The organism is Vibrio tritonius, assembly GCF_001547935.1.
GTDB lineage: Bacteria > Pseudomonadota > Gammaproteobacteria > Enterobacterales > Vibrionaceae > Vibrio > Vibrio tritonius.
On sequence record NZ_AP014635.1, the window covers coordinates 1,526,714 to 1,546,407 of the forward strand.

Annotated in this window: 19 protein-coding genes; 13 read left to right on the forward strand and 6 right to left on the reverse strand. The window is 45.6% G+C overall.

Annotation, left to right across the window (positions count from 1 at the left end):
* Nucleotides 1-187: 187 nt before the first annotated feature.
* Together JCM16456_RS06840 and JCM16456_RS24320 are read left to right on the forward strand one after the other, a co-directional pair.
* Entirely contained in the window at nt 188-1,219 is a 1,032-nt protein-coding gene (locus JCM16456_RS06840; protein WP_068713504.1) for an alpha/beta hydrolase, read from the forward strand.
* A gap of 94 nt (nt 1,220-1,313) precedes the next feature.
* A complete protein-coding gene (locus JCM16456_RS24320; RefSeq protein ID WP_068713505.1) occupies nt 1,314-1,880 on the forward strand; it encodes a DapH/DapD/GlmU-related protein in 567 nt (188 codons plus the stop codon).
* Between the two features lie 98 nt (nt 1,881-1,978).
* Here JCM16456_RS24320 and JCM16456_RS06850 read toward each other — a convergent pair whose 3' ends face one another.
* The 3 genes from JCM16456_RS06850 to JCM16456_RS06860 form a co-directional block, all read right to left on the reverse strand.
* Nucleotides 1,979-2,890, reverse strand: coding sequence for an AraC family transcriptional regulator (locus tag JCM16456_RS06850; RefSeq protein ID WP_068713506.1), 912 nt, complete (start codon nt 2,888-2,890; stop codon nt 1,979-1,981).
* Nucleotides 2,891-2,998: 108 nt separating this feature from the next.
* The gene (locus JCM16456_RS06855; protein WP_068713507.1) at nt 2,999-4,177 is read right to left on the reverse strand and encodes an MFS transporter; all 1,179 of its coding nucleotides are present in this window, start codon (nt 4,175-4,177) and stop codon (nt 2,999-3,001) included.
* A 108-nt stretch (nt 4,178-4,285) separates the two neighbouring features.
* The gene (locus tag JCM16456_RS06860) at nt 4,286-5,209 is read right to left on the reverse strand and encodes a LysR family transcriptional regulator (protein ID WP_068713508.1); all 924 of its coding nucleotides are present in this window, start codon (nt 5,207-5,209) and stop codon (nt 4,286-4,288) included.
* A 238-nt stretch (nt 5,210-5,447) separates the two neighbouring features.
* Between JCM16456_RS06860 and JCM16456_RS06865 the strand changes: the two genes are divergently transcribed.
* From JCM16456_RS06865 to JCM16456_RS06875, 3 genes are all read left to right on the forward strand, one after another.
* Nucleotides 5,448-5,921, forward strand: a complete 474-nt coding sequence (locus JCM16456_RS06865) for a GNAT family N-acetyltransferase (protein ID WP_068713509.1) — start codon at nt 5,448-5,450, stop codon at nt 5,919-5,921.
* A gap of 30 nt (nt 5,922-5,951) precedes the next feature.
* Complete coding sequence (pip, locus tag JCM16456_RS06870) at nt 5,952-6,902, forward strand: prolyl aminopeptidase (protein WP_068713510.1); 951 nt, start codon at nt 5,952-5,954, stop codon at nt 6,900-6,902.
* Nucleotides 6,903-7,200: 298 nt separating this feature from the next.
* Nucleotides 7,201-7,548, forward strand: coding sequence for a putative quinol monooxygenase (locus JCM16456_RS06875; RefSeq protein ID WP_068713511.1), 348 nt, complete (start codon nt 7,201-7,203; stop codon nt 7,546-7,548).
* 204 nt (nt 7,549-7,752) lie between these two features.
* Here the strand turns inward: JCM16456_RS06875 and JCM16456_RS06880 are convergent, their stop codons facing one another.
* The gene (locus tag JCM16456_RS06880) at nt 7,753-8,715 is read right to left on the reverse strand and encodes a transposase (protein ID WP_068713512.1); all 963 of its coding nucleotides are present in this window, start codon (nt 8,713-8,715) and stop codon (nt 7,753-7,755) included.
* Between the two features lie 288 nt (nt 8,716-9,003).
* Here JCM16456_RS06880 and JCM16456_RS06885 point away from each other — a divergent pair, with 288 nt between their 5' ends.
* Nucleotides 9,004-9,384, forward strand: coding sequence for a VOC family protein (locus tag JCM16456_RS06885; protein WP_068713513.1), 381 nt, complete (start codon nt 9,004-9,006; stop codon nt 9,382-9,384).
* 65 nt (nt 9,385-9,449) lie between these two features.
* Here the strand turns inward: JCM16456_RS06885 and JCM16456_RS06890 are convergent, their stop codons facing one another.
* The gene (locus JCM16456_RS06890; RefSeq protein ID WP_082712237.1) at nt 9,450-10,616 is read right to left on the reverse strand and encodes an MFS transporter; all 1,167 of its coding nucleotides are present in this window, start codon (nt 10,614-10,616) and stop codon (nt 9,450-9,452) included.
* Nucleotides 10,617-10,832: 216 nt separating this feature from the next.
* Here JCM16456_RS06890 and JCM16456_RS06895 point away from each other — a divergent pair, with 216 nt between their 5' ends.
* From JCM16456_RS06895 to JCM16456_RS06925, 7 genes are all read left to right on the forward strand, one after another.
* Nucleotides 10,833-11,771 carry a GlxA family transcriptional regulator gene (locus JCM16456_RS06895; RefSeq protein WP_068713515.1) on the forward strand — a complete coding sequence of 313 codons (939 nt, stop codon included), beginning with the start codon at nt 10,833-10,835 and terminating at the stop codon, nt 11,769-11,771.
* Nucleotides 11,772-11,994: 223 nt separating this feature from the next.
* Nucleotides 11,995-13,212, forward strand: coding sequence for a bifunctional succinylornithine transaminase/acetylornithine transaminase (locus tag JCM16456_RS06900; RefSeq protein ID WP_068713516.1), 1,218 nt, complete (start codon nt 11,995-11,997; stop codon nt 13,210-13,212).
* Between the two features lie 2 nt (nt 13,213-13,214).
* Nucleotides 13,215-14,228: an arginine N-succinyltransferase gene (locus JCM16456_RS06905; protein WP_068713517.1), complete on the forward strand. Its 1,014-nt coding sequence runs from the start codon at nt 13,215-13,217 to the stop codon at nt 14,226-14,228.
* A gap of 21 nt (nt 14,229-14,249) precedes the next feature.
* Nucleotides 14,250-15,284: an arginine N-succinyltransferase gene (astA, locus tag JCM16456_RS06910; protein WP_068713518.1), complete on the forward strand. Its 1,035-nt coding sequence runs from the start codon at nt 14,250-14,252 to the stop codon at nt 15,282-15,284.
* 3 nt (nt 15,285-15,287) lie between these two features.
* Entirely contained in the window at nt 15,288-16,775 is a 1,488-nt protein-coding gene (gene astD / locus JCM16456_RS06915) for a succinylglutamate-semialdehyde dehydrogenase (RefSeq protein ID WP_068713519.1), read from the forward strand.
* An 8-nt stretch (nt 16,776-16,783) separates the two neighbouring features.
* A complete protein-coding gene (astB, locus tag JCM16456_RS06920) occupies nt 16,784-18,127 on the forward strand; it encodes an N-succinylarginine dihydrolase (RefSeq protein ID WP_068713520.1) in 1,344 nt (447 codons plus the stop codon).
* A 224-nt stretch (nt 18,128-18,351) separates the two neighbouring features.
* On the forward strand, nt 18,352-18,894 hold the full coding sequence (locus JCM16456_RS06925) for a flavin reductase family protein (protein WP_068713521.1): 543 nt from the start codon (nt 18,352-18,354) through the stop codon (nt 18,892-18,894).
* A gap of 32 nt (nt 18,895-18,926) precedes the next feature.
* On the opposite strand, the gene JCM16456_RS06930 is transcribed toward JCM16456_RS06925, so the two are convergent.
* Nucleotides 18,927-19,661, reverse strand: coding sequence for a GntR family transcriptional regulator (locus JCM16456_RS06930; protein ID WP_068713522.1), 735 nt, complete (start codon nt 19,659-19,661; stop codon nt 18,927-18,929).
* Nucleotides 19,662-19,694 lie beyond the last annotated feature (33 nt).

Sequence of the window (19,694 nt, forward strand, 5' to 3'; positions counted from 1 at the left end):
CGCTATTGCAAAGGGAGTCAGTTTGTGAATGTGCTGTAGATAATGGTATCCGTACCCCCTAACAGGATTAGGCAATAATCACTATGTTATAGGCTACTAACCTAACCGTTCTTACGGGCAAAATGAGATATGAACTTATTACAAGCATTCATCATTAATACCTAAGAATCAAAAAAGGGGATAGTCAATGAAAAAGCTAATATACGTATTTTTATTAGCAATAACGAGCTTACCATTGGCAACGTGGGCTCAAGATATGTCCAATGGCGCTGATAATTTTTATACCAGCGATCAAGTGACTGTACAGAAAGTTACCTTTAAAAATCAGTATCAAATGAAAGTAGTGGGTAACCTCTTTATTCCTAAGTCGGTTAACTCAAACGAGCGTTATCCTGCGATTGTTGTTGGTCACCCTATGGGCGCGGTTAAAGAGCAAAGCTCAAACTTATATGCCACCAAATTAGCTGAACAAGGTTTTATCACACTCGCCATTGATCTCTCTTATTGGGGGGAAAGTGAAGGTAATCCGGGTCACCTTGTTTCACCAGAAATATACTCCGACGATTTCAGTGCCGCAGTTGATTTTCTGAGTAATCAACCCTTGGTAAATAAAGACAGAATCGGTGTTTTGGGGATTTGTGGCAGCGGTAGCTTTGTGATTAGTGCAGCTAAAATTGACCCAAGAATGAAAGCAATAGCGACCGTCAGCATGTACAACATGGGGGCGGCGGCACGTAGTGGATTACACGGTTCTACCACATTAGAGCAGCGCAAAGCGATTATTCAGTCGGCAATTGAACAACGTTTTGTGGAGTTTAACGGTGGCGATAAAGTGTATATTCCAGGCACAGTGAACAAGTTAGATGACAACACTAACGCTATTCAACGCGAGTTTTTTGATTTTTATCGCACGCCACGTGGTGCCTACACACCGAAAGGCGAGAAACCTGAACTGACGACTAAGCCGCTATTAAGTAGCATAGTGAAGTTTATGAATTTTTACCCTTTTAACGATATCGATACCATCTCTCCACGACCAATGCTCTTTATCACCGGATCGGTAGCGCATTCTCGTGAATTTAGTGAAGACGCTTATAAAAAGGCGGCTGAACCGAAGGAACTGTATATCGTCCCTGGGGCTGGACACGTCGACCTATATGATCGCGTTAACCTAATTCAATTCGATAAACTCACATCGTTCTATAAAAAGAACCTGTAATTCCTGGTGGCTATCTGGTGCCCGATTTGGTTCGGGCACTATTTGTTTTATCCATTGATAACCTCACAGCAAAAAATATAAAAGAGATGCTTATATGACCTTGCCACAATTATTAGACCTGTTGAATTCCGGTGAGCTATTAAACGCCAGAAGTGAAGCGCATCAATGTATGTTAACTATTGCACAAGAGAGCCTAAAACTGACGGTGGAATTAAACAATGCTTATCATAGCCCTTCAGAGGTTCGTGATATTTTCGCCAAGCTAACTGGCAAACCGATTGATGAATCATTTGGTCTTTTCCCGCCGTTTTATACTGAGTTTGGTAAAAATATCACGCTAGGTAAAAACGTATTTATCAACTCCGGTTGTCGTTTTCAGGACCATGGTGGCATTACCATCGGCGATGGAAGCTTGATTGGTCACAATGTTGTGCTCGCGACCTTAAATCATGACTTAAATCCCGATAACCGCGGCGCGATGATTCCTGCGCCCATTGTGATTGGCAAACAGGTATGGATTGGAGCAAATGCGACGGTATTGCCGGGTGTGTCAATTGGTGATGGGGCAGTGATAGCGGCTGGCGCAGTGGTGACTCACGATGTTGAGGCAAATACGGTTGTCGGTGGCGTTCCTGCCAAACTTATCAAAGCGATTGTTTAATCGGCTTAGATTTTCGAAGTCCTCTTGTTACACGATGTGATTAGTGTGATTTAGGATCCCCAAAGCGAATCTTTGGGGGATCCTCATTCATGGCGAAGTTAAAGGGCTGAATTTCGAATTCGTTTGATGTCTTTCATTGGCGATAAACCAAATTGGCGTGAATACTCGCGGCTGAATTGACTGGGACTTTCATAGCCCACATGAAACGCTGCGTTTTGCGCATCGAAGTGGTCGGTAATCATGAGCTTACGTGCCTCATTTAAGCGCAGGTTCTTCTGAAATTGAACGGGTGTCATCGATGTCAGCGCTTTAAAATGCTGATGAAACGTCGACATGCTCATGCCAGTGTCTTTGATCAACTCATCGATGGTGAAAGCCTGAGCAAAGTTATCTTTAATTCGATTCACGATTTTTGCGACACGGTGAGAGTGGCTACCTTCCGTCACAACTTGGCGCAAATAAGGGCCTTGTTCACCAATCAAAAGATAAAAATACAGTTCTTTCTTTATCAGTGGAGCCAAAATATCCACGTGCTCAGGGGTTTGTGTCAGTCGGACAAGACGAGCCATGGCATCCAATACCGCTGCAGAGATACCAGTAACGGCCATTGGCTTAGGTGCGGGCCAAAGCTTTTGTTTAGGTAACGATTCATGAGCGATGAGTTCGGTTAATAAATTGAGATCCAACTCTAGGGTTAATCCCGCGTAAGGCGCTGATGGTTCGACATCTATGATTTGCGACACCACTGGAAGGTGTACCGCCGATACGAGCATTTTGTATTGGTCATAAAGAAAGGTTTCATCGCCAATGAATGCTCGTTTACAACCTTGACCCAACATACAGATATTGGGCGCTAAAATGTAACTGACGGGTTCTGTTGGATTGTCACTCCGTATAAACCGCAAGCCCGGTACGACCGTTTCTATGCAGGCGTCATCTGGTGTTATAGAGAGAATCACATCTCTGATGGCGTTGGTATTTTCTACATCACTGGCGCTTCTGTTGTTCATTATTGATTCCATCTCATCTCACATCAAACGCCATCACTTTAACAAAGAGTGATACCTCAAGATATTACCCTGCAGGATTAGGCAATAATGAAACAGGATTAGCACAGTTTAGCTATTCACCGATACGGGCTCGGCGTTAGCAGATTTATCCGTTATACCGGAAATAATCGCGAGAACGAGAGCGCCTGCGGAGAGCAACCCGCCCGCCCAATTAGGCGATTGCAGTCCAAACCCTGCAGCAATCACAACCCCACCAAACCAAGCTCCCACGGCGTTACCTAGGTTGAAAAAACCAATATTAACGGCAGAAGCCAGAGTGGAAGCGCCTGCGGATTTGGCTTTATCCATTACCAACTTTTGAATCGGTGAAACCGTTGCAAACCCAAATGCTGCCATCAAGAAGATGCAGATAACTGACATCAATTGGCTTTGAACTGTGTAATTGAAGATAAATAGAACCACAGCTTGTGCGCCAAGAGTGATGTACAGCATTGGCATTAAGGCTTTATCAGCAAATTTACCGCCGAGATGATTACCGACAAATAAGCCCAACCCAAACACCAGCATCAACCAAGTGACACTTGAACTACTAAAACCAGCTATTTGTGTCATCATAGGTGCAATATAGGTAATTGAGGTGAAAAAGGCACCAGGGCCTAAAATGGTAATCCCCATTGCCAGTATCACATTGATATTGCCAAAGGCTTTGAACTCTTGCGAAAATCGTTGCTCTTTAGGACAAGGCTGATGAGGAACCAAACGCCATACACTCGCGGCAGTTACGACACCAACAATGGCGACAAGAGCGAACGTCAAACGCCAAGTAATATGTTCACCAATCCAAGTACCAGCGGGTACACCCACCAAATTGGCAATGGTTAAGCCCATAAACATAAACGCAATGGCTTGTACGCGTTTATTGGGAGCGACCAATTCCGCTGCGATCACTGACCCAATGCCAAAGAACACACCGTGAGCAAGGGAGGTAACAATTCGACCAAGCAATGCAAACTCAAAATTTGGCGCGCAAGCGGTGATAAGGTTACCAGCGACAAACAGCATCATTACCGCAATCAGCATGGTTTTGCGCGAAATCTTTGCACCCAAAATAATCAAGGCAGGCGTGCCAAAGAAAACCCCTAGCGCGTAGGCAGTGGCTAAGTAACCCGCCACAGGAATCGTAATGTGAAATTCGTTAGCAATCGCTGGTAACAAGCCTGCAATTACAAACTCCGTAGTACCAATACCAAAGGCGCCAACGGCAAGCGCCCACAGAGCTAATGGCATAAATCTCTCCTCAGTGTTTAATCATTTATTATGTTGTGAGGAGTGTAACGGTATTCCGCTGGTGGATAAACACGCTGTAGGTTCACTCATTGTAGAAAAAATGTCTACCTAGTGGCTAAATAAGCCCTGTTTGGCACGCCGCAAGAGTTCATCGACCAGTAAGCGAACTTTGGGTACGAGCTCTTTACTGCAAGGCCAAAGAATATGCAAAGGAATGGGGGATGGCATGAGCTCAGGAAGTAAAGGTACTAAGGTTTGGTTTTCTATATGGTCTTTAACCATGCTCTCTGGCAACTGGACGATTCCCATTCCACCTAAACAGGCATTGAGTAAGGCGTCACCATCCCCAATTTGATGAAACTTTTCAGGGAGATAGCTAATAGGCTTCTCATACTCATCTTTCAGTTGCCACGCTAATGGAGCTCTACAGCGGTAACCCATTAAACAGATATGATGGTGTAAATCCGCAAGGTTCTGTGGTGTACCATAACGTCGTAAATAAGTGGGTGAAGCACATAGATAGAGAGACTGTTCACTAAGACAACGAGACTTTAACTCATTAGTGCTTTTCAATTGGCTAAAACGTAAAACTAGGTCTAATCCCTCTTCGATAGGGTCTACGAGTCGATCATGAAAAGAGAGTTCGAATAAAATATCGGGATAATGATGTGCAAAATCGGTAAGAATAGGCATCATCAAATGACGACCAAAAAACGCGGGCATGTCGATGCGAATGACTCCTGAAGGATTGTTTTTACGCCGACTTAACGAGTTTTCTGCCGAATCTAATATCTCTAATGCTGTTGTACAGCTGGTTAAATAGGCTTCGCCATCACTAGTAAGGCTCAGTTTACGTGTAGAACGATGAAAAAGTTTTGTTCCTAAACGTTCTTCTAATCGTGCGATGCTTTTACCCACAGCTGATTTAGTAATCCCTAGCTTTTCACTGGCTTCGGTAAAGCTTGCTGAATTCGCTGCAACCACAAAAGTGGTGATACCCCGTAGCGATTCGTCGGAATTGAATGTAGACATATAAGAAACGATTCCAAGTTAAGTGAAAGTATAATAGAGAAATATTCTACAGCAATAGAGAATCAGGTCTACTTAATGTAAAGCAATTGGCTATAAGAGGAAAACAACGAGTTTAAAAACTAAAAAGGACACCCACCTTTTATTCTGATGTAATAAAGATTGAAAAGGTGTCGTGTCCTATTTATTTTCGTGGTCCGTTGTTGTTTAAGAAAGGCGCTACCAAAGAGCGAGAGGGAAAATGGTCTCAATAGAAAAATACAGTGTTAAAAGAAAATATGAAGCGAATTTACTCAGTGTTAAGCCTGAACAGAGTGAATTTACAGCGGGTAATATTAATGACGTTCTATCCTCGCTAAAGGAACATGAACATCCCCATTTAATTATCAATAACAGTGAAGTCGCTGGTTTTTTCCTTCTCGATTTGTTTTATACAGAAACTTATGGTTTTAGCAATTTAAAAGTTTTGGGGATTCGAGCGCTTTTAGTCGACCACCGTTTTCAAGGCCAAGGTGTAGCGACCAAAGCAATTAACTTGTTGCCTTCTTATGTCGACAACAACTATCCCGATTTTCAAGCTCTTCAATTAACGGTAAATTGCCGCAATAAAGCAGCGTATAACTGCTACTGCAAATGTGGTTTCGAGGATACTGGGGAGTTGTACCTTGGTGGTCCGGTTGGTCCTCAACATGTAATGCAGAGAAAAATCGTTTAACAACACACCCTGAGAAGGACAACAAGACAAATGACAAAACGTTACCCACCGGTTGAACCGTTTAATTCGGGGATGTTAGAAGTAAGTGACGGTCACCGAATCTATTGGGAAGAAGTGGGTAACTGTGAAGGTATTCCTGCTATTTACCTTCATGGTGGGCCTGGAGGTGGCTGTGGTCCAGGCTCTAGACGATATTTCGATCCTAGTGCATATCGCGCTGTACTCTTTGATCAGCGAGGATGTGGGCGTAGCCTTCCGCTTGTCTCTGAATTTAACGCTAACCTGAGCTCGAATACAACGGATCACCTTATTGCTGATATTGAAGCATTGCGAGAGTATCTCAACATTGACAAATGGGTTGTGGTTGGTGGCTCTTGGGGAGTGACGCTAGGTCTTGTCTATGCACAACGTTATCCCAATCGGGTCATTGCGATGGTCTTAGGGTCGATAACAACTGGAACTCGTCGTGAAATTGATTGGATTACTCGAGATATGGGGAGGATTTTTCCCCGTGAATGGGAGCGTTTTTGCTCATTGGTGCCTGAGACAGAAAGAGAAGGCGATTTATGTGCGGCATACGCACGACTTTTAGCCGATTCTGACCTTGAAGTTAGTCAACGGGCTGCACTCGAATGGTGCCGCTGGGAGGACACTCATGTTTCACTAATGCCTGGTTGGGAGCCGTCACCGCGTTACCGTGATCCTCAGTTTAGTCTTATTTTTTCTCGACTAGTAACACACTACTGGAGTCGAGGTTGTTTTTTGACTGATGGTGAGTTGATGGCGGGGATGCATTATTTAGAAGATATACCCGCTATTTTAATTCATGGGAGATGGGATATTTCAGGGCCGTTAGATGTGGCTTTGAATTTACACCGTGCTTGGTCAAACAGTGAGTTGTGGATTCTTGAAGAGGCAGGTCATGGTGGAATGGGGTTCTCTGAAGCGATGACCGCTGCTTTGGATAAGTTTTGTGGGTAAGCAATTGCGTTTTCATCCATTTACTTCGCCAGCTAAGTAAGCGTTAGCGAGTAGTAACGAGGATAGTAGCAACGAGGACACACACTTTAAAAATTTTCGATCAGCTAAAGATGGGTAGGGGCTTTGCTCTTGTTCTTTAGCAGTGACTGAATAAGAAATGAAAAGTGTTAGGGTGTGTGTCCCTTATAAATTTTCCTTATAAATTTCTCATAAATTGCAGGCATTTAATTTTATCTATCAATTATCTAGCGGCTTTTATATGATGTAAAACTCCATGAAACAAAGAGGATTATTATTCATGACCGCTCGAGTTTACGTATTCGCTCAATTTAAGCCAAAAGAAGGCAAAGAAGCAGAACTGTTTGAAGTGCTTAAAGCTCTTGAACCAGATGCTTTGCGTGAAGAAGGCTGCATTCAATATCGAGTTACTCGTCAGATCGATCATCCAAGCGCAACGCGCAATGATTTTCCGATTGTATTTAATGAGATTTGGGCCAGTGCAGATGCATGGTCTGCGCACGGTCGTCGTAAGCAGATCCAACACTTCTTTGATACCCAAGTGGCGAGCGAAGATGGCCTAGTTGCTGATGCAAAAGTCACTGCATATACCGACGAAGGGTACGACTACGACGCCCCTGTCTTTTAATGCAACAATAAACGAATAGTAACGTAACGAGGACACGCACCTTTCATTCTGATTCAATAAAGATTGAAAAGGTTTCGTGTCCTATTTATTTATAAAAGACTGGGTAAAAGAACAAAAATGAAGAGCATGCATATAAATTGCAACGCTTTGGATATTTATTATTTGGAGTGGAGTGTTGTGACTGAAATGATATTGACTCTTGAATTACGCAATATGCAGCGCGACCATTCGTTTCTTGTTTAGGGTCGTTTTGGCCTGGTGCAGACGTGCTGAGGTTCCGACCCAAACTCGGGGCTTTTTCTCTAGTTCTGTGCAAAGCGCTAAACAGTCTGATTGGTCTAACGAGAGCCGAGTGAGTATACTCGGTTGAGCGTTGTTGATATAGCCGGGCTTATCTGGCCTTATTTGTCGACCAAGCCAATCTACTAGTTCAAGGTAATCGCTGAGTCTAAAGGGGATCCCTCGAGTCTTATCTTGATGTTCGTAACCCATAAAATTGGCGAGTGATGGTGTGGTGGTTTCTACTTTTTCTAAACTCGTTAGTCTCGCTTTAATTGAGGTAAAGTCCGACTTTTCTGGGGTATCGGCCATTTTGGCTCGAATTGGGTTTAAATCGACATATGCCATCGCTGCCAGCAAGGCTTTTTCATCGAGTAGCGCTTGTGATTTAAATCGTCCCTCCCAAAAACGACCAGTACATTGGTCTTCTTTATTGGCTTGAACTGCAATGCCGTAATTAAGTTCTCGCATAAACCAGCTGAGGGAATAAAGTCGCTTTCGCCATTCGTTAATGAATTGATTACACGCTTCTTTTTCTGTGTCTGATTTAATCTCTCCCGCTAACCAACGTTGAATAATTAATGGCAGTTGATGTTCTGCGTGCCAGCGTTCAACCACTTCCAAGTCAGATAAAGCCAGAGCGCTCTCTTTATCAACACGAACGACCAAATGATAATGATTGCTCATCACAGAATAAGAGCAGATTTGAATGAGATAAACATTGGCTAGGCTAAGAATGCGTTGCTCAATCCAATCTCGGCGATGTTCATAAGATTTACCGGTCAGCTTATCAACGCCACATAAATATGAGCGACGCACACAGCGAGACACGCAGTGATAATAAGGCGTAATGTCAGGGCAAATAAGCTGTGAGCGAGCGGTAGTCATAAATTACGATTCCGAGAAAATAGAAAGCCTTAGCGTGACGATTAACTGAAGTGAGTAAAAGAATAAACCAGTAATTACTCGAGGCACTTCAAAGAATCGTTGGCGAAGTTTTGTATGGTTGAAACCAAAATGTGAACAGAATAAAGGTGTGTGTCCCGGTTAAAAAGCGAGTGTCCTGTTTAAACATCCTGTTTAAACAGTGTGTGTCCCGGTTAACTAATTATAATTGAGTAGAGTGGTAAAAATTGGAGTTGAATTGGTTAAAGAGATATAAAATGAGGACTCACCATGATAGACCACACCGGTATTTATGTATCAGATATTTCGCATAGTAAGCACTTTTACTCGACTGTTCTCGATACGCTTGGATATAAAATTTGTTTAGATTTCGGTAAAGCGATTGGATTTGGCCTTGTTGATAAAGTTGAGGATGATCCTGGCGGTGATTTTTGGATAACAGAAAAAGAGCCGTCTTATCCGCGCAATCACATCGCATTTAGAGCTAAAACCCATGCCCAAGTAGATGCGTTTTATACTATGGCATTGAAGAATGGTGCAACATCCAATGGAGCTCCGGGCTATCGAGAAAATTATCACCCGAATTATTATGCGGCATTTGTCAAAGACCCAGATGGTTACAATATAGAAGCGGTCTGCCATCACGAGTAGTATTTGCCCTGACATGGCGTGCAATTTGATCATAAAAGGCTTCGTAAAGAAGCCTTTTATGTAGTTTAGTGTTCTTTAAATTGGTCACGTTTACGCTGAAAACTCAGTAGTAATAGCCCCGATAACACCACGCCAATGGTGTTGACCATAATTGCGGTTTGGGCACTTTGATATTGCCAGATAGCGCCGGTGACATAAGCACTGAGCGCGGAAAATATCGCGATCGCTAAATAGAGAAAGCCAAACGCAGCGCCTTTATCGGCAGCGAATTTGCCAATGTAAGAGCGAATGCCAATTAGCATGATCACCTCTTGTAGGCCAAACAGCAAAAATGAAATGACGTAAGCGGTTAAACTGGATGTGCACAGAAGCAACATCAGCATCGCGCCAAGCAGGTATCCCACCGTCATTTGAATGCGGATCGATTGGCGATCGATAAAGCGGCCTACTTTGTTACTGATCAGCATTTGCAACCCTTTTACTCCAATCAAAAGTAGCAGTATGGTTTTAATATCGAAGCCAAAATCGTTGCCAAGTAACAGATAAAACGATTCGTTAAAGCTAAAAAAAGTGATCATAATAAATCCGGCGATCACCCAGCGGATATTTGGCTCAACGTTAAGTGCTAATCGTGTTTTCTTTTTACTTTTGCCGCCGCGCATCTCTTTGACAAACAGGATCAGCACCAATAAGGAGAGAATGCCTGGGATAACGCTGGCAAGAAAGACGGCGCGAAACACATCTTCAGACATCCCCCAATAGGCGATGATGCCAAATACCATGATCAAGCCGAGTACTTCACCACATTTCTCGATGGTTTTATGAATACCTAAACTGGCGCCCATGGTTTGTTTTTCAGCAGACATCGAAATGAGCTTATCTTTTGGAGCCGCACGCACCGCTTTTCCCAATCGTTCTGATGCTTGTACCGCTGCAACTGTGCCCCAGCCATCGGCAACCGAAAGAAATGGCTTTGCCAGAGCGGATAAACCATAACCGAGAATCAAAAAGCGTTTGTTACTATCGAGTTTATCGCTGGCGATACCACCAACAAAACGCAGTAGATACGAGGCAATGGTGGTTACCGCTAGGACCACCCCGAGTTTGTCTACCCCTTGATCCAAAATGATCACGATAAAAAAGGGTAGCAGAGGCATAACGAGGGAACTCGCCATGTCGGTAAAAAAGCTCACTATCCCCATCCAAAAAATATTGGTGTTTATCTTGGTCATCCTTTTAGCCTAACTGATTGAAAAATTTCTTCTTTGTATACTGTATTTGGATCCAACAAGCTATGAAAAGAGTGTTACGAAATACCTCTTATGCTAATCAATACTTGGTTAAAGATTGATTAAATCGACAGAGTTCGTCATGCTTAGCGTCGATTTGTGCCTTGTTACAACGATGAAGTAGGGCACTGTTGTACTCACGGATAGAAGTACGGTTTGATGGATAAAGCAAAAACAATCAATGTGTTAGTCTATTCTGCTGCAGGGTGTTCTCACTTTGCACTGGGAATGGTGCTTGAGCCGTTTGCGCTATCGAACCGTTTGGCGACCACGCCCATGTTTCATCTTGAGCATGTGGTTCAACACTGTGGGGATGAACTGTCTGCATTGGAAGCGCAGCCTTGGGATTGGGTGGTGCTCGTTGCCGATGTGCCTATGGAATCTGCGCCCCTCACTCCGGAACTGACCTTTCTTAAACATCAAATCAAGTACATGGGCACCAAAGTGTTAGCGGTGGATTGTGGCGTCTATTGGCTGGCAGCGATGGGTATTAGCTCCAAAGTTCCGCTCGCGGTGCATTGGCATGAGAGCGACCATTTTAAGCTGCAGTTTCCCAATCAGCCGGTGGCAAATCAGCTGTTTCAGCAGTCGCCAACACTCATCAGCTGTGCGGGTAAACTGGCCTCCCTTGATGCAGTATTGCATCTGATTGGGCGTTATCAATCCCCTGAGCATCTGCGCGAGCTAAGCGATCATCTCTGTCTTGATCGGATACGCAGTGAGGATGAAAAGCAGCGTCTACCCGGACATTTGGTTGGCGGCGCTACTCAGCCACGCTTAACCATGGCACTGGAATTGATGGAGCAAAACCTTGAAGAGCCGCTTTCAACCGACGATATCGCCGATTTGGTGCACATCTCGCGGCGCCAACTCGAGCGGCTGTTTAAGCAATATCTCAATACCATGCCCGCCAAACATTACCTTGGTTTGCGTCTTACCAAAGCTAAAAAACTGCTGCTCACTACCAACATGTCAATTGTGCAAATTGGTTTGAGTTGCGGGTTTTCCAGTGGGCCGCATTTTTCCTCATCCTATAAAGCCTTTTATCAAATCACGCCTCGTGAAGAGCGCAGTCGCAAGCTTAATATACCCAAGTAACCTCAAGATGCGGTTTCAGCGAGAATGTATTCGCTCATAGGCAAGGCACCGATTTGAATACCTAGTTATATTTGAATACATAATGATTCTACGTAGAAAATCATAGTTAGCCTAAAATAGAGAAAAAGCGTCCGAATCTATAAATTGGTGTCGTATTTTTGAAATGCTCTGAGTGGTTTACAAGGTAGCGTATAGGGAACATCGATAAATCAGAGGCACGAAGATGAAGCAGTCCATTCCCTCAAGGAACGATTTTGACCAATATATGATCCCTATGTATTCACCGGCTCCGTTTATTCCGGTGAAGGCACAAGGTTCCACTTTGTATGACCAAAATGGCAAAGAATACATCGACTTTGTCGGCGGTATTGCGGTGAACGCCTTAGGTCATGCTAACCCCGCTTTGCGCGAAGCGCTGATTGAGCAATCAGACAAGCTATGGCATACCGGTAACGGTTACACCAATGAACCAGTGCTTAATTTAGCCAAACACCTCGTTGAATCGACTTTTGCCGACAAAGTGTTTTTCTGTAACTCTGGAGCAGAAGCGAACGAAGCGGCACTGAAGTTAGCGCGCCGTTACGCACGTCAGCATTTCTCGGCAGAGAAAACTGAGATCATCGCGTTTAATAATGCCTTTCATGGTCGTACCCTGTTTACCGTTTCGACTGGCGGACAGCCTAACTACTCAAAAGATTTTGCCCCATTACCAGGCGCCATTACGCATTTGCCATTTAACGATTTGGCGGCGGTGGAAGCGGCGATTTCAGACAACACCTGCGCGGTGATTGTTGAGCCAATTCAAGGCGAGGGCGGCGTGGTTCCTGCCACTGCGGAGTTTTTGCGTGGCTTGCGCGCGCTGTGCGATAAGCATAATGCGGTGCTGATTTTTGATGAAGTGCAAACCGGTGTCGGTCGAACAGGATATCTGTACGCTTATCAGAGTTACGGTGTCACTCCAGATGTGCTATCAACGGCAAAAGCCCTTGGCGGCGGTTTCCCGATTGGCGGTATTTTAACAACAGACAAATTTGCTAGCGCTCTGTCTGTTGGTTCTCATGGCACTACTTACGGCGGTAACCCGCTGGCGTGTGCGGTTGCTAATGCGTCGTTAAATATCATTGATTCAAAAGAATTTCTTGCCAATGTACGCGCAAAACAGGCAACCTTTATCGAAGTATTGGAAAACATCAATCGTCGCCTTGGGATGTTTGCGGAAATCCGCAGCGCAGGGCTTTTGATCGGTTGCCAATTGACCGAAGAATACGCAGGTCAATCCAAAGCCATCAGCACCTTGTGTGCCGAGCACGGTGTGATGACCTTAATCGCAGGGCCAAACGTGATTCGTTTTACCCCAGCACTGAACATTAGCCAGCAAGAGCTGGAAACGGGCTTGGCTCGGTTTGAGCAAGCCTTAAAGGATTACCAATCAAGGAAGTAAACATGATCATACTGCGTCCTGCGCGTTTAAGTGATTTAAGTCAGCTAGAACGTTTAGCAAAAGAGAGTGGCACTATGGTGTCCACATTACCCGCTCAAAAAGAGAGTTTGGTCCGTAAAATCGAACGCTCTGTGGCCTCTTTTGCGCAGGATGTCGTAACGCCCGGTGAAGAAAGCTATTTCTTTGTTTTAGAGGAGAGTTTAACCGGGCAAGTGGTTGGTACTGGCGCAATCAACGCCTTATCTGGCTATAGAACGCCTTTCTATGCGTTTCGAAATGACATGCTGATTCACTCATCTCGCGAACTCAATGTGCATTCGCGCGTTCATGCGCTCTCTTTAACTCACGACTTAAGCGATCACTCTAATCTGTGCAGTTTTTACGTGGTGGAATCGTTACTAAAAACGCTCTATCCCGCACTGATTACCTTGGGTCGCTTGCTCTATATGAGTGTTGAGCAGCAGCGTTTTACCAACGAATGGATGGCAGTGCTTCCTGGCCTGTGTGATGAGAAAGGGCGAGCGCCATTTTGGGAACATGTGGGGCGCAAATTTGTGGGCCTAGATTACGATGAAGTGGAGTTTCTCAACAGCACAAAAGAGGGCACGTTCATTGCGGAATTGATGCCACACTACCCATTGTATGTGCCGCTGTTTGATGAAGAAGCTCAACTGGCGCTTGGTATGGTCAACCCCAAAGCCGAACTGCAATGCAATTTGCTCAGTGGACAAGGGTTTGAACCCGATAAATACGTCGAAATTTTCGATGGCGGGCCAATCTTGAGTGCCACGCGATCAACACTAAGCATATGGCAAGAGCATCGCCAAGCCACCTTGTCTCTGGGGGCTGTGCCAGCCGATGCTGAATTACATTTAATTGGATTTAACACCGATAACGGCTTTGTGGCCTTTATCGCGCCTTGTCAGGTGAAAGGCGACAAGCTCAAATTAGAGAGTGCGGTTGCCAAACAAGTCGGGCTTAAGAGTAAGCTCAAGGTCTGGCATATCGCGCTTTAGCTGTAAGAAAAGGATTTTATCATGATGATCATTCGCCCAGTCACTTGGGATGATAAGGACGCATTACTAACGTTAGCCAGCCAAGCAGGCGTGGGCTTTACATCATTACCGGAAGACGAAGCACGTCTTGTCAGTCGTTTAGAGCGCACGCTCAATACATGGCATAAAACCGCGCCATTGCCAGAGCAAGGCTATCTGTTTGTGTTGGAAGATAGCGACACCAAAGAGGTGGTCGGGGTAAGCGGCATTGAAGTCGCGGTGGGGTTAAACGAGCCTTGGTATTCATTTCGTCTTGGCACCTTGGTGCACGCCTCCAAAGAACTCAATGTCTATACCCAAATGCCAACGCTGTTTTTAAGTAACGACCATACGGGGCACGCGGAACTCTGCACGCTGTTTTTGAACGCCGATTACCGTCACAGCAAAAACGGTCACCTGCTGTCGAAAAGCCGCATGATGTTTATCGCTAACTTTCGCGAAGAGTTTGGCGACAAAGTATTTGCCGAAATGCGCGGCGTGAGTGATGAAAATGGCGAATCGCCGTTTTGGGAATCCCTCGGACGGCACTTTTTCTCCATCGATTTTAGTCAGGCAGACTATTTAACCGGCATTGGGCAAAAGGCGTTTATCGCCGAGTTGATGCCAAAACATCCGCTCTATGTCGATTTTCTCACTCCAGCGGCACGTGAAGTGATTGGTCAAGTGCACCCTTGCACCGTACCAGCGCGTAAGATTTTGGAAAGCGAAGGTTTTCGTTACGCCAATTATGTCGATATCTTCGATGCAGGCCCAACTCTTGAAGCGTATGTGGAAGATTTGCGCATCGTGAAGCAGAGCCAAACACGCAAAGTGGCAGTGAGCGACAATCCTATTTCAGCGCCGCAGCCCTATTTGGTCAGCAACACCGAGTACCAACAGTTTCGTACCACGTTAATCCATTCGCTGCCTGACGATGAGTACCTTTATCTCACGCCAGCTGAGTGCGACGCATTGCAAGTGACCGCAGGAAGTGAGGTGCGTATCGCTTCCTTGTTTGCCAAACAGCCAGAGGTATAAAAGATGACAAGATTACAACCGAATCTCTTTATTCAAGGTCAATGGCACAGCGCTGGTGAGAGCGCGTTTGATAAAGTCAATCCGGCCAACGGCGAGTTGCTTTGGCAAGGGTTGGCAAGTTCTGCTGCCAGTGTTGAACAGGCGGTAAGTGCAGCGCGCACCGCATTTAAAAGCTGGGCAAGAACCCCTTTAGAGCAGCGAATTGAGCTAGTAAAACGCTTTGCCCAATTGGTCACTGAACATAAACAGATGCTCGGTGAAACCATTGCGAATGAGACCGGCAAACCCTTGTGGGAAGCGCTGACCGAAGCACAAGCCATGGCGAATAAAGTGGCGATCTCGATTGAGGCTTACCATGAACGTACTGGCAGTAAAGTGACCAAAATGGCTGGCGGCACTGCCTCATTACGTCATCGCCCTCATGGGGTGATGGCGGTGTTTGGCCCGTATAATTTCCCAGGACACTTACCCAATGGGCACATTGTACCGGCGCTGATAGCGGGTAATACCGTGGTGTTTAAGCCGAGCGAATTAACCCCAATGACCGCGCAAAAAACCATTGAATTGTGGGAGCTGGCGGGGCTACCCGCAGGCGTTATCAACTTGGTTCAAGGGGGAAAAGAGACGGGCGTGGCGTTAGCGCAAAGCGCGGGCATTGATGGGCTGCTGTTTACTGGCAGTGCCAATGTGGGCTATGTGTTACATGAGCAATTTGCGTCTCGTCCCGATAAAATTCTGGCGCTGGAAATGGGCGGTAATAACCCATTAGTGATTGATTCATATGAAAATACTGATGCCGTGGTGAATCTGATCATTCAATCGGCGTTTATCAGTGCTGGGCAGCGTTGTACCTGTTCGCGCCGCCTGCTTGTACCTTACGGCGAGCAAGGCGATCGCTTAATTGCACGTTTGGTTGAGGTGACTAAGCAGATTCGAGTCGGCGCTTGGACCGATGAAGTCGAGCCTTTTATGGGCCCAGTGATTTCAGCAAAAGCAGCGCAGCAGCTGCTCAATGTACAAGCGATGTTAATCGAAAAAGGCGCGAAATCTCTGCTCACCATGACGCAGTTGGTGCCCAACACTGGTTTGTTATCTCCGGCCATTTTGGATGTCACGGATACGAAATCTCTGCCAGATGAGGAGTATTTTGGTCCGTTACTGACCATTACGCGTTATCAAGGGCGTGAACAAGCCATCGAAATCGCCAATAACACCCGCTTTGGTCTGTCGGCTGGGCTGGTTTCAACCGATCGCGACTTTTACGAGCAGTTTCTAATTGATGTGCGTGCCGGAATTATTAACTGGAATAAACCGTTAACGGGCGCTGCGAGTAACGCACCATTTGGTGGCCCGGGCGCATCCGGTAACCATCGCCCAAGTGCTTATTATGCGGCGGATTACTGTTCATGGCCGGTGGCATCACTGGAAACCGACACCTTAAGCATGCCGGAAACGGTCTCGCCGGGTTTAGATTTTTCACACATTAAGTAGGAGTCACTATGTCAGCATACGAAGTTAACTTTGATGGTCTAGTTGGTCCTACTCATAACTATGCAGGGCTTTCCTACGGTAACGTTGCGTCGACCAATAACAAAAACGTGGTGGCCAACCCGAAACTGGCGGCGCTGCAAGGTTTAGACAAGATGAAAGCCTTGGCGGACATAGGGTTCAAGCAGGGAATTTTGCCTCCGCAAGAGCGCCCTTGTATTGCCACACTGCGCCAACTCGGTTTTGGCGGCACTGATCAGCAAGTGATTGAACAAGCGGCCATGCAAGCGCCACGGTTATTGGCGAATGCCAGCTCAGCTTCATCCATGTGGGTAGCGAATGCGGCGACGGTTTCGCCATCGACAGACACTGCAGATGGCAAAGTGCATTTTACGCCCGCTAACTTGAACAATAAGCTGCATCGCAGTATCGAACATCAGCAAACGGGGCGCGCTTTGGCTGCGATTTTCACCGATCCTGCTTTCTTTGCTCACCATCCAGCATTGCCGATGCACGAATCACTAGGCGATGAAGGTGCGGCTAACCATAACCGTTTTAGCCATCATCATGGGGCTAAAGGCGTGGAGCTGTTTGTCTATGGTCAGCACTATTTTTCTGATGAGCCGAAGCCAACCCAATTTCCTGCGCGGCACAGCTTAGAAGCGAGCCAAGCCATTGCGCGTTTACATGGTTTATCACCGGACAATAGCGTGTTTTTGCAGCAAAATCCCGACGTGATCGATCAAGGTGTATTTCATAACGATGTGATTGCAGTGAGTAATGGCTCGGTGTTTTTTCATCATCAAGATGCCTTTTATCATCAAGAAGCTGCGTTTGATGAATTGCGCCGTAAACTAGCAATGTTGGAATGCGAATTTCAGCCTATTGAAGTACCACGAGATCAAGTTTCGGTCAGCGATGCGGTACAAACCTACTTGTTTAATAGCCAGTTACTGACCAAAGCTGACGGCAAAATGATGCTGGTGGTGCCAAGTGAAGCGCATGAACATCAAGGCGTGTGGCGTTATTTGCAAGAGTTGGTGGCAACCAGTGGCGTGATTAACGAAGTTAAGGTGTTTGATTTGCGCGAAAGCATGCGTAACGGTGGCGGCCCTGCGTGTCTGCGATTACGCGTCGCTTTGCAGCAGCGTGAACTCGATGCGGTAAATCCTCACGCATTGATGAACGATCGCCAATATCAACGGTTAGTCGGGTGGGTGAACAAACATTATCGCGATCGTCTCTCTGAGCACGATCTTGCTGATCCTGCGTTGCTGGTGGAATGTCGTACTGCGTTAGATGAGCTGACTCAAATCATGCAACTTGGCTCTATTTATCCATTTCAACGGATTTAGTCTCTAACTAGCAGTTCCTAATTATGCTTCAGTTTCACTCATCAGGCGGATGCTGATAAGCAGACCCTCTTTGCTAGGGTTTTATAGCGCTTAATTAGGCGTTATCCATCTTTTTGTTATAACGATGGGTCTTGAAAAAGAGGCCCATCACGTTTTCACGCCCCATCACCTCGCATAATGACAATATTGTCCTTAATTCTCGGTAAAGGCGAGGTTTGTCCTCCATGAACACAATCCCTAATCACACCAGTTTCACCTTGCTAGAACCGGGACCTGTGGTTTTCGTTACCACTCGTGATGGTAGTTTTATCAATATAATGACCATCTCTTGGACGATGGTGATGAGTTTTGAACCACGTTTTGCGATAACAACAGGGGCTTGGAATTGTTCCTATGCTGCGTTGGAACAAACCAGAGAGTGCACTATTGCCATTCCCTGTGCTGATCAAATCGATTTGGTGGTTGGCGTGGGAACCTGCAGTGGCCGGGACACCGATAAGTTTACCAAGTTTGGTTTAACACCAATATCAGGCAAGTACGTCAGTACCCCTTTAATTGCAGAGTGCATGGCAAACATTGAATGCAAGGTGGTGGATATTATCGAAGAGCACCACATCATCGTACTTGAAGGGCTAGCGGCTTACGCCGCCGATGATTTTGCCCAGCGTCAAATGTTACATGCGGTAGGGGATGGCACCTTCGTTGCTGATGGTGCCAAGTTTGATCGTCGTAAGGCTATGGCGTCCAAATTGCCGCGGGGTTGTTAAAATAGTGCATTTACTTGGTTGCTAGAGTGAAATTAAAAGCGTCTCATCGTCATTTGATATTCAAAGACGGAACACGGAAATACGGTTTCACTCGCTTCTATAAGTTTTCCTTCAGCACTGAAGTATTTTCTGCGGATTCGTAATGCAGCTTGGTTTTGCGGAACGCATAATAGTTTTGCTTGTTGTTCAGACAATATGACTGCACTGATGACTTGGTTTACCTCAACCGCAGTAACGCCAAAATGTTGTTCAACATGAGTAATGACGGAACCAAATTGCTTTGGAAGGTCGTGCTCTATAGTTTTGTAATCTTCATGAATCCATACATCAAGCGTACATAAAGGGCGCTGACCGTTTTTTTCGTTCGTCATGTAGCGTAGCGCATTAATCGCCAGCGGTTTTTGCCCCATCCCCTCAAACCATATTTCACTAGGTTTCATAGAGCTATCGAACGTCTCTACTGCAAGGATATCAACATGGACATGTTCTGCATGATCGAGCAGTTCGTCGATGGTTGACCAAGTGCTGCGATATAGCGTTGCCTGATTATTGATAACCACACTGCCTTTACCTTGATGACGTTCAATAAACCCTTTTTGTTCCAATACCTTAAGTGCTGCTCTAGCGGTATAGCGGCTGATTTGGTAGGTGGAGCACAGTTTCGCCTCTGTGGGTAGCAGATCACCAGAGCGATAGGTTTGATCAGTAATCTGCTGTTCCATTGAGTTGGCCACTTCAAGGTAACGTGTTGTTTTCGTATCTGTCATCGAGGGAGTCGGTAAATTTTCGTGATATCGCCA

Coding starts and splice junctions, on each gene's coding strand:
- JCM16456_RS06840 (WP_068713504.1), top strand. CDS start 188: ATGAAAAAGCTAATATACGTATTTTTATTAGCAATAACGAGCTTACCA.
- JCM16456_RS24320 (WP_068713505.1), top strand. CDS start 1,314: ATGACCTTGCCACAATTATTAGACCTGTTGAATTCCGGTGAGCTATTA.
- JCM16456_RS06850 (WP_068713506.1), bottom strand. CDS start 2,890: ATGAACAACAGAAGCGCCAGTGATGTAGAAAATACCAACGCCATCAGA.
- JCM16456_RS06855 (WP_068713507.1), bottom strand. CDS start 4,177: ATGCCATTAGCTCTGTGGGCGCTTGCCGTTGGCGCCTTTGGTATTGGT.
- JCM16456_RS06860 (WP_068713508.1), bottom strand. CDS start 5,209: ATGTCTACATTCAATTCCGACGAATCGCTACGGGGTATCACCACTTTT.
- JCM16456_RS06865 (WP_068713509.1), top strand. CDS start 5,448: ATGGTCTCAATAGAAAAATACAGTGTTAAAAGAAAATATGAAGCGAAT.
- pip (WP_068713510.1), top strand. CDS start 5,952: ATGACAAAACGTTACCCACCGGTTGAACCGTTTAATTCGGGGATGTTA.
- JCM16456_RS06875 (WP_068713511.1), top strand. CDS start 7,201: ATGACCGCTCGAGTTTACGTATTCGCTCAATTTAAGCCAAAAGAAGGC.
- JCM16456_RS06880 (WP_068713512.1), bottom strand. CDS start 8,715: ATGACTACCGCTCGCTCACAGCTTATTTGCCCTGACATTACGCCTTAT.
- JCM16456_RS06885 (WP_068713513.1), top strand. CDS start 9,004: ATGATAGACCACACCGGTATTTATGTATCAGATATTTCGCATAGTAAG.
- JCM16456_RS06890 (WP_082712237.1), bottom strand. CDS start 10,616: ATGACCAAGATAAACACCAATATTTTTTGGATGGGGATAGTGAGCTTT.
- JCM16456_RS06895 (WP_068713515.1), top strand. CDS start 10,833: ATGGATAAAGCAAAAACAATCAATGTGTTAGTCTATTCTGCTGCAGGG.
- JCM16456_RS06900 (WP_068713516.1), top strand. CDS start 11,995: ATGAAGCAGTCCATTCCCTCAAGGAACGATTTTGACCAATATATGATC.
- JCM16456_RS06905 (WP_068713517.1), top strand. CDS start 13,215: ATGATCATACTGCGTCCTGCGCGTTTAAGTGATTTAAGTCAGCTAGAA.
- astA (WP_068713518.1), top strand. CDS start 14,250: ATGATGATCATTCGCCCAGTCACTTGGGATGATAAGGACGCATTACTA.
- astD (WP_068713519.1), top strand. CDS start 15,288: ATGACAAGATTACAACCGAATCTCTTTATTCAAGGTCAATGGCACAGC.
- astB (WP_068713520.1), top strand. CDS start 16,784: ATGTCAGCATACGAAGTTAACTTTGATGGTCTAGTTGGTCCTACTCAT.
- JCM16456_RS06925 (WP_068713521.1), top strand. CDS start 18,352: ATGAACACAATCCCTAATCACACCAGTTTCACCTTGCTAGAACCGGGA.
- JCM16456_RS06930 (WP_068713522.1), bottom strand. CDS start 19,661: ATGACAGATACGAAAACAACACGTTACCTTGAAGTGGCCAACTCAATG.